This is a genomic window from Peribacillus saganii (assembly GCF_003429095.1).
Taxonomy (GTDB): Bacteria; Bacillota; Bacilli; order Bacillales; family DSM-1321; genus Peribacillus; species Peribacillus saganii.
In genome coordinates, this window is sequence record NZ_QVTE01000047.1 from 1 (window position 1) to 14463 (window position 14463).

17 protein-coding genes are annotated in these 14463 nt (G+C 44.7%); 13 read left to right on the plus strand and 4 right to left on the minus strand.

Features of this window, described 5'->3' with window-relative positions; translation table 11 throughout:
• Window positions 1-169: 169 nt before the first annotated feature.
• From D0469_RS16120 to nagA, 3 genes are all read right to left on the minus strand, one after another.
• The gene (locus D0469_RS16120) at window positions 170-727 is read right to left on the minus strand and encodes an N-acetylmuramoyl-L-alanine amidase family protein (RefSeq protein ID WP_117327752.1); all 558 of its coding nucleotides are present in this window, start codon (window positions 725-727) and stop codon (window positions 170-172) included.
• A 196-nt stretch (window positions 728-923) separates the two neighbouring features.
• The gene (gene nagB, locus D0469_RS16125) at window positions 924-1649 is read right to left on the minus strand and encodes a glucosamine-6-phosphate deaminase (RefSeq protein WP_117327753.1); all 726 of its coding nucleotides are present in this window, start codon (window positions 1647-1649) and stop codon (window positions 924-926) included.
• A 21-nt stretch (window positions 1650-1670) separates the two neighbouring features.
• Entirely contained in the window at window positions 1671-2855 is a 1185-nt protein-coding gene (gene nagA, locus D0469_RS16130; protein ID WP_117327754.1) for an N-acetylglucosamine-6-phosphate deacetylase, read from the minus strand.
• A gap of 205 nt (window positions 2856-3060) precedes the next feature.
• Here nagA and hprK point away from each other — a divergent pair, with 205 nt between their 5' ends.
• Genes hprK through D0469_RS16155 form a run of 5 tightly spaced genes read left to right on the plus strand, consistent with a single transcriptional unit; the run spans window position 3061 to window position 6996 of the window.
• A complete protein-coding gene (gene hprK / locus D0469_RS16135; RefSeq protein ID WP_117327755.1) occupies window positions 3061-3996 on the plus strand; it encodes an HPr(Ser) kinase/phosphatase in 936 nt (311 codons plus the stop codon).
• Window positions 3997-4050: 54 nt separating this feature from the next.
• Entirely contained in the window at window positions 4051-4860 is an 810-nt protein-coding gene (gene lgt, locus D0469_RS16140) for a prolipoprotein diacylglyceryl transferase (RefSeq protein ID WP_117327756.1), read from the plus strand.
• Window positions 4861-4884: 24 nt separating this feature from the next.
• Window positions 4885-5832 (plus strand): nucleoside recognition domain-containing protein, encoded by a 948-nt coding sequence (locus D0469_RS16145; RefSeq protein WP_117327757.1) that lies wholly within the window; start codon window positions 4885-4887, stop codon window positions 5830-5832.
• Window positions 5822-6475, plus strand: a complete 654-nt coding sequence (gene ppaX / locus D0469_RS16150; RefSeq protein ID WP_117327758.1) for a pyrophosphatase PpaX — start codon at window positions 5822-5824, stop codon at window positions 6473-6475. Before D0469_RS16145 ends, ppaX begins: the two co-directional genes overlap by 11 nt.
• Entirely contained in the window at window positions 6472-6996 is a 525-nt protein-coding gene (locus D0469_RS16155) for an acyltransferase (RefSeq protein ID WP_117327759.1), read from the plus strand. Before ppaX ends, D0469_RS16155 begins: the two co-directional genes overlap by 4 nt.
• 68 nt (window positions 6997-7064) lie before the next feature.
• Here D0469_RS16155 and D0469_RS21180 read toward each other — a convergent pair whose 3' ends face one another.
• Window positions 7065-7202: a hypothetical protein gene (locus D0469_RS21180; protein ID WP_158553528.1), complete on the minus strand. Its 138-nt coding sequence runs from the start codon at window positions 7200-7202 to the stop codon at window positions 7065-7067.
• Window positions 7203-7776: 574 nt separating this feature from the next.
• Between D0469_RS21180 and D0469_RS16165 the strand changes: the two genes are divergently transcribed.
• The 8 genes from D0469_RS16165 to hisIE all read left to right on the plus strand — a co-directional run bounded on the left by D0469_RS16165 (window position 7777) and on the right by hisIE (window position 14326).
• Complete coding sequence (locus tag D0469_RS16165) at window positions 7777-8952, plus strand: ATP phosphoribosyltransferase regulatory subunit (protein WP_117327761.1); 1176 nt, start codon at window positions 7777-7779, stop codon at window positions 8950-8952.
• A complete protein-coding gene (hisG, locus tag D0469_RS16170; RefSeq protein ID WP_117327762.1) occupies window positions 8945-9598 on the plus strand; it encodes an ATP phosphoribosyltransferase in 654 nt (217 codons plus the stop codon). The genes D0469_RS16165 and hisG overlap by 8 nt, the downstream gene beginning before the upstream one ends.
• A gap of 45 nt (window positions 9599-9643) precedes the next feature.
• Window positions 9644-10909: a histidinol dehydrogenase gene (gene hisD, locus D0469_RS16175; RefSeq protein WP_117327763.1), complete on the plus strand. Its 1266-nt coding sequence runs from the start codon at window positions 9644-9646 to the stop codon at window positions 10907-10909.
• Window positions 10910-10978: 69 nt separating this feature from the next.
• Window positions 10979-11566, plus strand: coding sequence for an imidazoleglycerol-phosphate dehydratase HisB (hisB, locus tag D0469_RS16180; protein WP_117327764.1), 588 nt, complete (start codon window positions 10979-10981; stop codon window positions 11564-11566).
• Window positions 11567-12199, plus strand: a complete 633-nt coding sequence (gene hisH / locus D0469_RS16185; RefSeq protein WP_117327765.1) for an imidazole glycerol phosphate synthase subunit HisH — start codon at window positions 11567-11569, stop codon at window positions 12197-12199.
• Window positions 12199-12933 carry a 1-(5-phosphoribosyl)-5-[(5-phosphoribosylamino)methylideneamino]imidazole-4-carboxamide isomerase gene (hisA, locus tag D0469_RS16190; protein ID WP_117327766.1) on the plus strand — a complete coding sequence of 245 codons (735 nt, stop codon included), beginning with the start codon at window positions 12199-12201 and terminating at the stop codon, window positions 12931-12933. Before hisH ends, hisA begins: the two co-directional genes overlap by 1 nt.
• Window positions 12930-13688 carry an imidazole glycerol phosphate synthase subunit HisF gene (gene hisF, locus D0469_RS16195; RefSeq protein WP_117327767.1) on the plus strand — a complete coding sequence of 253 codons (759 nt, stop codon included), beginning with the start codon at window positions 12930-12932 and terminating at the stop codon, window positions 13686-13688. The genes hisA and hisF overlap by 4 nt, the downstream gene beginning before the upstream one ends.
• Window positions 13685-14326, plus strand: coding sequence for a bifunctional phosphoribosyl-AMP cyclohydrolase/phosphoribosyl-ATP diphosphatase HisIE (gene hisIE / locus D0469_RS16200; protein WP_117327768.1), 642 nt, complete (start codon window positions 13685-13687; stop codon window positions 14324-14326). Before hisF ends, hisIE begins: the two co-directional genes overlap by 4 nt.
• The last annotated feature ends 137 nt before the right edge of the window (window positions 14327-14463 follow it).

Sequence of the window (14463 nt, forward strand, 5' to 3'; positions counted from 1 at the left end):
TTTGCCTTCCGAAGTGATTGGCTTATGACCTCGAGGGGCTGGGCGCTGCAGCTAGACATCATAGAAAAGCGGAAGCGCCCTGGTCAGCCCTGTCATTTATTAAGGATGACAGGGCTTTTTCGGGTGCAATATTTCTTAAGTATTACCTTCAGTAATTACCTAACATAACTTAAATTTGCAGCTTCTTTTGATAGTCCAATATTCCGCTTGTAATGGCACCAGCACAGATTTGGCGATAGGAATCCGTCTGCAGAAGACTGGCTTCGCGCCGGTTTGTCATAAAACCGCACTCTACTAATACTGCTGGACATTTTGTTGCCCTTAGAACATGAAAATCAGCTGCTTTTACTCCTCTATCCCGCATTTTTGTGGCAGCAATCAGGTGCTTTTGGATACTATTTGCCAGGATAGCAGATTTTCGCGGAACTGTTGTATAAATAAATGTTTCAATACCATGAGCGTCATCCCAGCTGCCATCTCCATTCGCATTGGCATGGATGCTGACGAATAAGTCGGCACCCAGGGAATTCGCCAGGCTTGTCCGCTCGGCAAGCGATACATCCCTGCTGTCAGAATGAGAGAAAAATACTTGAGTCGTTTTATCTGCCTCTAAAAGTATACGAACCATCCCGGCTACCGCCCTGTTAAACTCGTATTCCTTCATTCCATCGGGGGTTCTTTTTCCTGGAGTGGTAAAGCCATGCCCCGCATCCAATACAACTTTCATCCCTAATCACTCCTTTTGTGTTAGACGTTCTTTGGATTTATATACAAAAGTAAGATAAAAGGCTCGTATCTCACCTAGTTTCATTGAAGTGTATGGGTAAAGCGGAAGCGGTCCGGCTGCCTTATTAATTCCTACAGTTGATGATAGATCGGTACAGGGGATTTTTTGTCAATCATTTAAAAATCATTCCCTCACATCATTTCAGTGCGGCACTGTCCGCTATAATCGTTACATTCTTGTGCAGCTTTAAAGCGGATGCAGGAAAATTCTCTGAAACATCTTCTGAGAGGAGATGCTTAATCGCTGGTGCTTTTGCTGAACCGGAAGCCAGCAGTAGGATCTCCTTGCTCTCCAAAATACTGGAGATACCCATTGTAATAGCCTGTGATGGCACTTCATCCACTTTATTAAATAAGCGTGAATTGGCCATTCTTGTGCTGTTTTCAAGTTTGACAATATGTGTTCTGCTGGAAAAAGATGTTCCGGGCTCATTAAATCCTATGTGTCCATTGTGACCGATTCCTAAAATCTGCAAATCCACTCCGCCCAGCTGTTCAATAAGTTTATCGTATCGTTCAGCTTCCCGGACGGGGTCATCTGCAATGCCATTTGGGATATGGGTATGTTCAGGGGGAATATCTATATATTGAAAAAGCTTTTCATACATAAAGCTTTTGTAGCTGTTGCGATTTGTTTTATCAAGCCCAATGTACTCATCGAGATTAACAGTTTTAATATTCCGGTAACTGGTACCGTTTTGTTTATGGTCATCGATTAATTCCCGGTAGAGCCCCTCGGGTGTACTTCCGGTTGCGAGCCCGAGCACTATATTTTGTTGTTCCTTTATTTTCTCAATGACTTTCTTTGCAGCAAGGAGGCTCATTGAGTTATAGTCTTCTGCCTTCATGATGGTAAAGCTCATGTTATTTCACTCCGTCATATATTATTTGATGGTGGCCACACAAGGTTTTCCCCGGCAGTAGGTCATGGTGACGTCAAGGTCCGGAGAAAGGATAACCAGATCGGCATCCTTGCCGTGTGCTATGCTGCCTTTGCGTGCAAAAACCCCAAGCTGTTTTGCTGGATTGGAGGAGGCCATTTGGATGATCTCCATTAAACTCAAGCCGGTAAAGGCGAGCATGTTTTTTACTGAATCTATCATTGTTAATATGCTTCCCGCCAAGGTACAATCCTGTAAGAGTGCTTTGTCTCCAGATACGGAAACTTGTTGACCTCCTAGATCATATACCCCGCTCTGCAAGCATTTAGCGCGCATGGCATCAGTGATTAGAATGATGTTGTCAATTCCTTTGGCTTTCACAGCGAGCTCCACCATTTCAGGCCTTACATGGATTCCATCTGAAATGATCTCAGCTTTCAGTTCATCAAATAATAGTGCGGCACCGGCTGTCCCTGGCTCCCGATGGTGGAGGCCGAGCATGCCGTTAAACAGGTGGGTAACATGGGTAGCCCCGGCCTGGACTGCCGCTTTCACTTCTTCATATGTTGCTTCCGAATGGCCAATCGACGCGAGGACTCCGGATTCAGATAGAGTACGTATGAGTTCTATTCCATTTTGCTGCTCAGGGGCCATTGTTACCAATCTGATGTTATCGCCGGCCATCTGCTGCCATTTAGAGAACAATTCAATGTCCGGAGGGAGGATATACGCCTCAGGCTGTGCTCCTTTTCTGTTTTTATTAATAAAAGGTCCTTCTAAATGTATACCCAGTACTTCAGCATATCCTGGCTCATTATGATACTTCATATATTCAGCAGCATTCTCAAGGGCAGCCTCAATTTCGGTTGTTCCCTGGGTAATGGTTGTTGCTAAAAAGCTTGTCGTCCCTTCCAAGGGTAAATGGGAGGCAAGAGTGTGCAATGCTTCTGTGGTTGCATCCATCGTATCGGCGCCGGCTGCACCGTGAATGTGGACGTCTATAAATCCAGGCACAATCTTCGCCCCTTCCTGCAAAGTAATAAATGTTCCATCAAAATAATTTGGTGCTTGCTCCAGCGGTCCAACATTGCTGATTCTTCCTTCTTCAATGATTAAGTAACCGTTTTCAATTATTTCATTTTCAAGATAGATCTCACCGTTGGTTATTAGTATCCTTGATTCCGCCATTAAGGTAACTCCTCTTTTTGTTTTTTCGCCCATATGTTATTTATAAGTATATTTAATACATATCTAGTTGTCTAAACCGCTTCTCGCTTTGGTAAACTTCATAAGTTTCCACTTCATATATTTGGTTCTTCATAAAAAAGTGCTAAAATAGAGAATGTGTAAAAAAATTCAGACTGGCAGATAACTCCAAAAGGAGGAACTATATATGGCAAAGGTGCGCACAAGGGATCTGATTGAAGAGTTTCAATTAGAGCTTATCAGTGGTGAAGAAGGGATTAACAAGCCAATCGTGACAAGTGACCTTTCCCGGCCCGGGCTCGAAATGGCCGGTTTTTTCGATTATTATCCAGCAGAGCGTGTCCAGCTGCTTGGAAAATCAGAAATGACTTTCTTTGATAAGCTGAGTGAAAATGAACAAAGGATCCGTATGGAAGAGCTATGCAGGGATATTACCCCAGGAATCATTATTACCCGTGATCAGGAGGTTCCTCGTGAGCTAATCGAAGCATCTGAACGGGAGTCGGTTCCTGTTATGCGGTCAAGAATGAAGACAACCAGATTATTCAGCCGTTTGACAAATTACCTGGAAAGCAAGCTTGCACCAACAACGGCCGTTCACGGTGTATTAGTAGATATTTATGGGGTTGGTGTGCTGATTACAGGTAAAAGCGGTGTAGGTAAAAGTGAAACCGCACTTGAACTTGTAAAAAGAGGACACCGGCTAGTCGCTGACGATTGCGTCGAAATCCGCCAGGAAGACCAGGATACACTGGTTGGAAATGCCCCTAAGCTGATTGAGCATTTGCTGGAAATACGCGGGTTAGGAATTATCAATGTAATGACGTTATTCGGAGCTGGAGCAGTCCGGAGCTATAAACGGATATCGCTCATCATTAACCTTGAACTATGGGAAAAAAACAAGCAATATGACAGAGTTGGGCTTGATGAGGAAAAATTGAAAATTATCGATACGGAAATTACCAAGTTGACTGTACCTGTTCGTCCAGGCAGGAACCTTGCCGTAATTATTGAAGTAGCAGCTATGAATTTCCGGCTGAAGCGGATGGGTGTTAACGCGGCTCAGCAATTTTCAGAGCGCCTGACTGATGCCATCGTTGAAGACGGCCATGAAGATATGTAATGATATTACAAGATAAAAAGTGTTTTAAAATAGGAACAAAGAGAGGGAGATAGAATGGATGCAGGTAGTCAGGCAATAGATCCAATCGCATTTTCTCTTGGGCCGCTTCAAGTACACTGGTATGGGCTGATTATCGGTTCGGCTGTACTTCTGGCCTTATGGCTGGCTATGCGGGAATCGGAGAAAAGAGGTCTGGGTAAAGATATTTTTGTTGATTTAATTTTATTTGCCGTCCCAATTGCAATCATTTGTGCACGGATCTATTATGTTCTTTTTAAATGGGACTATTATTCGCAAAACCCGGAGGAAATCATAAAAATATGGCACGGCGGGATCGCCATTCATGGTGCATTGATCGGATCCGTGCTGACAGCTATCATATTTGCGAAGGTTAAGAATATTTCATTTTGGAAGCTGGCGGATATTGCCGCTCCCAGTATCCTGCTAGGGCAGGCAATTGGGCGATGGGGAAATTTCATCAACCAGGAAGCACACGGCGGGGAAGTGTCCCGAAGTTTTTTGGAAAACCTGCATTTGCCGGAGTTTATCATCAGCCAAATGCAAATTGAAGGAGTCTATTATCATCCGACCTTTTTATATGAGTCGCTATGGAGCCTGGCGGGAGTAATAATTCTGATCTCCTTGAGACGGGCTAACTTGCTGCGGGGAGAAATGTTCTTAATCTATGTGATCTGGTATTCTATCGGACGTTTCTTTATCGAAGGTCTGCGTACAGACAGCCTCATGCTTACAGATACCCTACGCATTGCTCAGGTCATTTCCATTGTACTGATCGCATTGGCTGTGCTTCTGATTGTCTATAGAAGGGTGAAGGGAATAGATAAAAGATATAAAGATGCGTAGTAGCTGCGCGGGAGGGGAGTACCTATGCTGAAAAACTCTGCCAAAAGGGGGCTGGAGGCTGGTCTTAAAACAACCTGGACGCTCGGAAAGGTTATTTTTCCTATTACATTAATTGTGTTCATATTGCAATTTACCCCTGTGCTGGAATGGGTCGTTTCCGCAATCGCCCCGTTTATGGCAGTGCTGGGCCTGTCAGGAGACGCTGCGATACCGCTTGTAATCGGTAATTTTCTAAGCCTGTACGCTGGAATTGGAGCAATTTTAACACTGGAATTGTCGGTAAAAGAAGTGTTTATTATCGCAACCATGCTATCCTTTTCACATAATTTGCTGGTTGAATCAAGCGTTGCCATGAAGGCTGGAGTAAAACTTTGGGTAGTAGTTCTTGTCCGAATAGGGCTTGCAATCCTGTCTGCCATTATCATTAACCTTGTCTGGCAGGGAGGCTCTGAAACGGCCCAATATGGCCTTGTCAGCTCCCAAACGGCTGAACTATCCGGCTGGGGTTTGATTCTTTTGGCTGGCCTGCAAAAAGCAGCATTTGGAATCCTTCAGTTAGCGATTATTGTGATCCCGCTTATGGTCATTATTCAAATCATGAAGGACTTAAATTGGCTGACGATTTTTTCCAAAAAACTTGCACCTTTTACCAGGATGCTTGGAATGAAGGAAAATACATCCATGACCATGGTTGCCGGTTTGACGATTGGCCTGGCGTATGGAGCTGGGGTTATGATTCAGGCAGTCAAAGAAGATAATGTCAGCAAAAAGGATATGACATTGGCATTTATCTTTCTAGTGGCCTGCCATGCTGTCGTTGAGGATACGCTTATTTTTATCCCGCTTGGCATTCCGGTTTTACCGTTATTTTTAATAAGGATTACCACCGCAATCCTGCTGACAATGACTGTTTCTTTTATTTGGAATCGCGCAGAATTGGCTAAAAGGAAGGAAGCTTCGTATGAACACTGATATTACCACTCTGTTATTTGATTTAGACGGAACACTGATCAATACAAATGATTTAATAATCGCTTCTTTTACGGCAACATTAAATCATTACTATCCCGATAAATATCAGCGGGAGGACATCCTGCCATTCATGGGGCCCCCTTTATATGATACATTTGTTTCCTTAGACCCCGAGCGGGTGGAAGAGATGATTGCCCGATACCGGGAGCATAACCTGGCAAACCACGATTTGATGGTGAAGGAATTTGATGGTGTTTATGACACGGTAAAAGCACTGAAGGAAGCGGGCTATAAGCTGGCGATAGTGTCTACTAAAATGCATGATACGGTAGTGAGAGGACTTCAGGTGACAAGGCTGGCAGAATTTTTCGATGTGGTGATCGGTCTTGATGATGTGGAAAATGCAAAGCCCGATCCAGAGCCGGTACTTAAAGCCTTAAAGCTTCTAAACTCAGTGCCGGAGGAGGCCATTATGGTCGGCGATAATCACCATGATGTACTTTCAGGAAAAAATGCTGGTACAAAAACAGCGGGAGTAGCCTGGACGGCAAAAGGCCGTGAATATTTAAATCAATTTGAACCTGACTTTATGCTGGAGAGCATGGAAGACTTGCTTGGTATATTGAAGGTTGCTGGAAAATGAGGCGCACCACCAGGTATCCGGTCACAGGGGCTAATTCCCTGTGGCATGTTTATAAAACAGTTCCTTTCTTTAAGGTCATAAAAAATTTCGTTGTGATCCAGATCGCCAGGTACACGCCTTTTTTAGGCGTGAAAAATTGGCTGTACCGCACTTTTTTAAAAATGAAAGTTGGCGATCAAGCGTCTTTTGCCCTGATGGTAATGCTTGATGTGATGTTCCCCGAAAAAATCTCGGTCGGGCGGAATTCGGTAATTGGCTATAATACCACGATACTCGCCCACGAATATTTAATCGAGGAATACCGTCTGGGAGAGGTTGAGATTGGAAACGAGGTCATGATTGGAGCCAATTCAACCATTCTTCCTGGTGTAAAGATCGGCGATCGGGCCATTGTATCTGCCGGAACACTTGTCCATAAAGATGTGCCGGCAGGGTGCTTTGTCGGAGGTAATCCCATGAGGGTTATATATACAATGGAAGAAATGGAAGAGCGGAAAAAAGCGGAGCTTGCTAGAGACTGAGTACTGTTGGTCCGAATCTGGTATATTAAACAAACAATAGGGAATTGCCCGCAGCTAGGGGCAATTCCCTATTGTTTTTGCAGCAAAACTGTTAACTCATTTTCAAGATGGGTCATTATTTCCTCATACGTTATATCTTGCTCTTTATTTGCTGTTTCATAGGCTGACTTTAAGATCTCTACGAAGTATTCATATTTTGAATCCATGGCTGTTTTTTCTCCTGTTGTTAATAGACTGCTAATTCTTTTCCTATACCCTTAATCAGAGTCAATAAACATAGAAATCCATAGGAATTCCTTAGAAAAGAAGCTCTGTTAAACTTGCCTGTTGATTTCCGCTCCATGTACTCGCTTTCCGCCGGCGGTTCGGGAGCATCCTCGGAGCTTGTGCCTGTGGGATCTCCCTTGACCCGTTTTCCCGCAGGACATTGAATTGGCTCCTTGAAAAAACACCGCACGAAGGAAATGCAAGGCATTTTCGAGGAGTCTCGCATCTTCCGCTCGAATATAGAAAAGCGAAAGCGCTGCAGCTAGACATCAACAAAGTGTCAATATCAACAATGAGCTATAGCTTAGTCAAAAGAAAAAGCCGCTTATATACGTTTTTCATCAGATTTCCATGGTGAAAAAGCTGATCTTTTCCCTTGACGCGGCTAATAAGTGGGAGTACACTACTAATAACTTCAACTTATTAGCATATTAGCGAACTAAAGGGTTTGTAAAAAATGTCTTTTTTAGAATAATATATAGATAAGATAATTTTGGTAGAGGGTGTGTAGGCATGACGAAGCTGTTTATGTTTGAGAAACCACTTGGCATGAGAGATACGCTTCCGTTGTTATATGAGGCAAAGTCGGCAGTCCGAAAAAAAATGACTGATGAAATAAAGCTCTGGGGCTATCAATTTATTGAAACACCGGCACTTGAATATTATGAAACAGTCGGCGAGGCTTCCGCTATTTTGGATCAGCAGCTGTTTAAGCTGCTTGACCAACAAGGGCATACGCTTGTGCTTCGGCCTGATATGACAGCTCCAATAGCCCGTGTAGCGGCATCCAGGCTATTAAATCTCCAAATTCCAGTCCGCCTGGCTTATGATGCGAATGTATACCGCGCACAGCAGCGGGAAGGCGGCCGGCCTGCGGAATTTGAACAAATTGGCATCGAGTGCATTGGAAACGAATCAGTAAGCGCTGAAACGGAAAGCATTGCTCTCATGGTCTCATCATTAAAGGCAGCCGGCCTTACGGAATTTCAAGTGTCCATTGGACATATCGGATTTGTGCAGGCACTCTTCTTGAGTATTTTAGGTACAGAAGAGCGGGCAAGCGTTCTAAGGAAATTTTTATATGATAAAAACTATGTGGGCTACCGGGAGCACGTGAAGTCACTTCCGTTATCCTCTATCGACAAACAGAGGCTTTTGGACTTTCTCGGATTAAGAGGCGGAATAGATGCACTGCAAAAAGCGGAAGCCCTGATGGAAAATGCAGGCGGAGCTGCATCGCTTTCTGAGCTGAGGGAAATCATGGACCAATTGAATGACCATGATGCAGCTCATTTGGTACATATCGATTTAACTCTTATCAGCCATATGAGTTATTATACTGGCCCATTATTTGAGGTGTATGCCGGAAACGTCGGTTCTCCCGTTGGAAATGGCGGAAGGTACAGCAATTTGCTGAAAAAGTTTGGCCGTGATGTACCAGCTACAGGTTTTGCGGTCCACGTCGATAAATTGGTTGAGGCACTGGGAGAACCTGAGTCTGCTGCACAGGTTTCCTGCATTCTATTTAGCCAGGAAAGAAGAAAAGAAGCGCTGGAATGTGCACAGGAAAAACGGCGGAATGGAATAAGAGCTGTCGTTCAGGATATTAATTCGGTCCAGAATGTTGACCGGTTTACGGCTGCCTATCAAGAGGTTGAATTATTTATAGGGGGGAAACGGGATGAATGAGTATGTAACGATTGCCATGCCAAAGGGGCGAATTTTTGAAGAAGCTCTGGAACTGCTGCGCAAGGCTGGCTTTATCCTTCCTCCTGAATTCGATGATTCCCGTAAGCTGATTTTAGAGGTTGAAGAAGAAAAGCTTCGCTTCTTTCTGGCAAAACCAATGGATGTTGTTACATATGTTGAGCATGGTGTGGCCGATATTGGAATTGCGGGCAAAGACGTCATGCTGGAAGAAGAGAGAGTCGTTTACGAGCTTTTGGATCTGAAAATCAGCGCTTGTTATCTCGCAGTTGCCGGTTTGCCGGATACAAAGATGAGCGATGTTGCTCCAAAGGTTGCAAGCAAATATCCGAACATTACCTCCAGCTACTTTCGTGAGCAGGGTGAGCAGGTTGAAATTATCAAGCTGAATGGGTCAATTGAGCTTGCTCCCATGATTGGGCTCGCTGAGAGGATCGTTGATATTGTTTCAACAGGGCAAACATTAAAAGAAAATGGATTAGTTGAGTATTCGAGGATTGCCAATGTTACATCTCGTCTGATTTCAAATCCGGTCAGCTTCCGGCTTAAGGAAGAGCGTATATCAGAAATTGTAGACCGTCTTGCGGCAGTTATTGATAGATTAGAGTCCGGGGAATCAGTATTCTAAAACTTTTCTCAGGTGACAGTACTATTGCAGAAAAGAGGCACAGTAATGGAAATAGAACAGTTAATGGAAGGTATCTCTTTAAAGCGGTCGGTTGAATCTGGAACAGAAGAGCAGCGTGCGGCAGTTAAAGAGATTCTTTTAAAGGTGAGGAATGAAGGAGACGCCGCTTTATATGAATTAACAAAGCGATTTGATGGGGTCGATCTTCATAGTTTGAGAATTACCGAGAAAGAAATAAATGAAGCATTGCAGGGATTAAGTGATGAGCACTTGGCAATCATTCGGGAGGCAGCAAAGAATATCAAGAGCTTTCACGAAAAACAATTGCGCAATTCCTGGATTTCAACGGATGAAAGCGGCACAATGCTTGGACAAAAAATTACCCCGCTTGATTCTGTTGGTGTGTATGTGCCCGGGGGAACAGCTGCCTATCCATCATCTGTGCTGATGAATGTACTGCCTGCGAAAGCAGCGGGAGTGAAAAGGATAGTGATGGTGACCCCGCCTGCCAAAGAAGGCGGCATATCGCCAGCAGTACTTGCTGCAGCCAATATTGCAGGAGTCACAGAAATCTATAGTGTCGGTGGAGCCCAGGCGGTTGCAGCCTTGGCATATGGAACAGAAACAATTGAAAGAGTCGATAAAATTGTCGGGCCAGGAAATATATATGTAGCACTTGCCAAGCGTGAGGTATTCGGAGATGTGGACATTGACATGATAGCAGGGCCGAGTGAGATTGCGGTTCTGGCGGACGATACGGCTATTCCAGAGGAAGTGGCGGCTGATCTGTTATCTCAGGCGGAGCATGATACCCGCGCCTGCAGTGTACTGGTTACAACTTCCAGGGAGCTTGCTGAAGGTGTTGCTGCTGAGGTTGAAAAGCAGCTTGGCGAACTGCCGCGTGAAGAGATTGCGAGAGCAGCGATAGAGAAGTTCGGCCGGATTTTCGTGGCAGATTCACTGGAAGGAGCCATTTCAGCCATAAACGAGCTGGCGCCGGAGCATCTCGAAATTATCACCCGGGATCCTATGAACGTAATGGCAAAGATCCGCCATGCTGGTGCCATTTTTCTCGGACGGTACAGCTCCGAGCCTGTAGGCGACTATTTTGCCGGTCCTAATCATGTGCTTCCAACGAATGGAACAGCCCGCTTCTCAAGTCCGTTAAATGTTGATGATTTTCAAAAGAAATCAAGCATCATTATGTACAGTGAAGAAGCATTTAAAGCCAATTCTGAGAAAATAGCGGCATTTGCAAGGCTGGAGGGGCTTGAAGCTCATGCGCGGGCGATTGAAGTGCGGAGAAAGTAATATTTTTATAACGAACTAGTTCGGTAAAGGAAATCAAATATACGGAAAAAATTAAGGGGGGTTTGCAAAATGGAGCGTACAGCAAGTATTGAACGGTATACCAGTGAAACAAAGGTTAAATTGGATTTTTCAATTGATGGAGAAGGACAGTCTTCGATTGAGACCGGCGTGCCTTTTATGACACATATGCTTGATTTGTTTACAAAGCATGGCCATTTTAATATGACAGTCGATGCCAAAGGAGATATTGAGGTAGATGACCACCATACGACCGAAGATATCGGAATTTGTCTTGGACAAGCATTGCTTCAGGCGCTGGGTGACAAACGTGGCATTAAGCGGTACGGAAACGCGTTTGTACCAATGGATGATGCATTGGCCCAGGTAGTAATCGATCTTAGCAACAGGCCGCATCTTGAGCTGCGGGCAGAACTTCCATCACATAAGGTAGGAACCTTCGATACGGAGCTGGTACACGAGTTTTTGTGGAAGCTGGCACTTGAAGCAAGAATGAACCTTCATGTAATTGTTCATTACGGGCATAACACTCACCATATTATTGAGGCTATTTTCAAAGCGCTTGGACGTGCTTTGGATGAAGCAACCTCAATAGATCCCCGAGTAAAAGGGGTACCGTCCACGAAGGGAATGTTGTAGATGATCGGCATTGTCGATTACGGCATGGGTAACCTTTTTAGCGTCAGTAAAGCCCTTGAGCGTTTAAATGTGGATAGCTTTATCTCAGATAATCCGGCTGAGCTAGAAAAAGCAGACGGAATTCTGCTTCCGGGAGTTGGCTCCTTTAAGGATGCCATGCATTTGCTTCATTCATTGAAGCTGGCTGATTTCCTGCATAGTTATGTGGAAAGCGGCCGGCCTCTGCTTGGAATTTGTCTTGGAATGCAGCTTTTATTCCAGGAAAGTGAAGAAAATGGTCTGACTGAAGGCCTTTCGCTGCTTCCGGGACAGGTAGTCCGATTGCCTGAAGCAGGTGATGATGGAACCATGTATAAGGTTCCGCATATGGGCTGGAATCGGCTGCAGTTCGTAAATACTTCTCCGATATTAACTGGAACCGAAGAAGACTTTGTGTATTTTGTCCACTCTTATTATGTAGCAACAGAAAACAGGGACGTAATTCTTGCTTCAGCAAATTATGGAGTAGAAGTTCCGGCAGTAGTAGGCAAAGGAAATGTGTTTGGCATGCAGTTCCATCCGGAGAAAAGCAGTGATATGGGAATGTCACTGTTGAAAAATTTCATTGAGCTAGCGGAAGGGAAGATATCATAATGGAGAATTTCGCCATTTATCCGGCAATTGATATGCGTGGAGGCAAATGCGTCCGCCTTATCCAGGGAGACTACAATCAGGAAACGGTTTATGGGGATTCCCCTTTTGATATGGCAAAATCCTTTTCAGATCAGGGCGCTGCATGGATTCATATGGTCGATCTGGACGGGGCAAAGGAAGGCCAGATTGTGGGTGGCCAGTTTGTCATCCAGGCTGCCAAAAATTTGCCGGCGAATATCCAGATCGGAGGCGGCATCCGATCTGAAAAGGACATTGCAAACTACCTGGAAAACGGAATTGAGAGAGTTATCCTTGGAAGTGCAGCTGTTTCTGATCCGAATTTTACAAAAGACATGCTAAAAAAATACGGCAAGCATATTGCGATCGGCATCGATGCGAAAGATGGCATGGTTGCGACTCACGGCTGGCTGCATACGTCAGAAACGAAGGCTGTGGAGCTGGGCAAGGCAGTAGCCGATGCTGGTGCAGAAACGTTTATCATCACTGATATCGCTACAGATGGCATGCTGTCAGGCCCTAATGTGGAAGGTGTCCTGCAAATGGCTGAAGAAACGGGGCGGAATGTGATTGCCTCCGGAGGCATTAGCTCGTTGGAAGACCTGCGTAAGTTAAAGGCCTATTACTCACATGGTATCATTGGAGCCATCGTTGGAAAGGCATTATATGAAAAGAGATTTACGTTAAAAGAGGCGCTGGAAGAGGTGAAATCATGATAACCAAGCGTATCATTCCTTGCCTTGATGTAAAGGAAGGAAGGGTTGTCAAAGGAGTTCAGTTCGTTTCACTGCGCGATGCCGGCGATCCAGTTGAGCTGGCTGAATTTTATGATCGCGAGGGTGCGGATGAGCTGGTGTTTCTTGATATCTCAGCGTCGCATGAAGGCCGGGAAACGATGGTTGAGGTCGTCAAAGAGGTTGCTGCCAGGCTCGCCATCCCATTCACGGTTGGCGGAGGCATTAATTCTCTTGAGGATATGAAGCGGATTTTAAGAGCCGGGGCTGATAAAGTTTCACTGAATACAGCAGCGGTACTGCGTCCTGATTTAATTAATGAGGGAGCCGCATATTTTGGGACACAATGCATCGTCCTTGCGATTGATGCGAAATATGACTCTTCTATGGGTTCATGGAGAGTATATACACACGGCGGGCGAAAGCCGGTTGATAAAGAAGTTATTGCGTGGGCTCGAGAAGCAGTGGATCGGGGTGCAGGTGAAATCCTGCTGACAAGCATGGATAATGACGGAGAGAAAAAAGGGTTCAACCTTGATTTAACACGTGCCGTGAGTGAAGCGGTCTCCGTTCCGGTCATCGCTTCAGGAGGTGCCGGCAATGCAGAGCATTTTGAGGAAGCTTTTAAAGCCGGAAAAGCAGACGCCGCGCTGGCAGCTTCGATTTTTCACTATAAAGAAACTTCAGTCCATGAAGTGAAACAGTTTCTAAAACGTCAAGGAGTGTTGGTCAGATGAATATAGAGCAAATAAAGTTCGATGAAAATGGGCTTGTCCCTGCCATCGTTCAGGACGCAAAAACGAAAGAAGTATTAACACTCGCGTATATGAATAAAGAGTCATTGAAACTTTCATTGGAATCAGGTGAAACATGGTTTTACAGCCGATCAAGACAGGAGCTATGGCATAAGGGAGCTACAAGCGGCAATACGCAGAAAATCGTAGAAATGAAGGCAGATTGCGATAGTGATGCAATAGTAGTTTTAGTAACTCCTGAAGGTCCTGCCTGCCATACCGGTTCGGTCAGCTGCTTTGGTGAAGGCGGATCGGTAAAAGTTGAGGGTGATACTCCGGTAAGCAGTGCAGAGACTCCTTCGGCAGACTTTCTATTGGAATTGGAAAAGCTTATCGGCGATAGAAAAGCTGCTATGCCAGAGGGATCATATACAACGTATTTGTTCGACAAAGGCGTGGATAAAATTCTAAAAAAGGTTGGCGAGGAAGCAGCTGAGGTCATTATTGCGGCCAAAAATCGCAGCTATGAAGAGTTAAAGTGGGAATCAGCAGATCTGTTATACCACTTGCTTGTCCTGCTGCAGGAACAGGAACTTCCATTCCAGCGGGTGCTGGACGCCCTTAAAGAAAGGCACCGATAGAGTATTATCGGTGTTTTTTAGTATCAGGATTTTTTTTATAATCAAATTTGTAGTCTGTGTCATGGTATAACCAGATGAATCTCTATATAAAATGACAAGTTGAGCTTGTCGTTTTTTGTCGAGAAATCGATATACTG

What these genes read in the sequence shown, in the direction of transcription:
- hprK (WP_117327755.1), top strand. Translation starts at nt 3,061, where the DNA reads ATGGCAAAGGTGCGCACAAGGGATCTGATTGAAGAGTTTCAATTAGAG.
- D0469_RS16165 (WP_117327761.1), top strand. Translation starts at nt 7,777, where the DNA reads ATGACGAAGCTGTTTATGTTTGAGAAACCACTTGGCATGAGAGATACG.
- hisIE (WP_117327768.1), top strand. Translation starts at nt 13,685, where the DNA reads ATGAATATAGAGCAAATAAAGTTCGATGAAAATGGGCTTGTCCCTGCC.
- D0469_RS16155 (WP_117327759.1), top strand. Translation starts at nt 6,472, where the DNA reads ATGAGGCGCACCACCAGGTATCCGGTCACAGGGGCTAATTCCCTGTGG.
- D0469_RS21180 (WP_158553528.1), bottom strand. Translation starts at nt 7,202, where the DNA reads ATGGATTCAAAATATGAATACTTCGTAGAGATCTTAAAGTCAGCCTAT.
- hisF (WP_117327767.1), top strand. Translation starts at nt 12,930, where the DNA reads ATGATAACCAAGCGTATCATTCCTTGCCTTGATGTAAAGGAAGGAAGG.
- hisB (WP_117327764.1), top strand. Translation starts at nt 10,979, where the DNA reads ATGGAGCGTACAGCAAGTATTGAACGGTATACCAGTGAAACAAAGGTT.
- hisD (WP_117327763.1), top strand. Translation starts at nt 9,644, where the DNA reads ATGGAAATAGAACAGTTAATGGAAGGTATCTCTTTAAAGCGGTCGGTT.
- hisH (WP_117327765.1), top strand. Translation starts at nt 11,567, where the DNA reads ATGATCGGCATTGTCGATTACGGCATGGGTAACCTTTTTAGCGTCAGT.
- D0469_RS16120 (WP_117327752.1), bottom strand. Translation starts at nt 727, where the DNA reads ATGAAAGTTGTATTGGATGCGGGGCATGGCTTTACCACTCCAGGAAAA.
- nagB (WP_117327753.1), bottom strand. Translation starts at nt 1,649, where the DNA reads ATGAGCTTTACCATCATGAAGGCAGAAGACTATAACTCAATGAGCCTC.
- nagA (WP_117327754.1), bottom strand. Translation starts at nt 2,855, where the DNA reads ATGGCGGAATCAAGGATACTAATAACCAACGGTGAGATCTATCTTGAA.
- lgt (WP_117327756.1), top strand. Translation starts at nt 4,051, where the DNA reads ATGGATGCAGGTAGTCAGGCAATAGATCCAATCGCATTTTCTCTTGGG.
- hisG (WP_117327762.1), top strand. Translation starts at nt 8,945, where the DNA reads ATGAATGAGTATGTAACGATTGCCATGCCAAAGGGGCGAATTTTTGAA.
- hisA (WP_117327766.1), top strand. Translation starts at nt 12,199, where the DNA reads ATGGAGAATTTCGCCATTTATCCGGCAATTGATATGCGTGGAGGCAAA.
- D0469_RS16145 (WP_117327757.1), top strand. Translation starts at nt 4,885, where the DNA reads ATGCTGAAAAACTCTGCCAAAAGGGGGCTGGAGGCTGGTCTTAAAACA.
- ppaX (WP_117327758.1), top strand. Translation starts at nt 5,822, where the DNA reads ATGAACACTGATATTACCACTCTGTTATTTGATTTAGACGGAACACTG.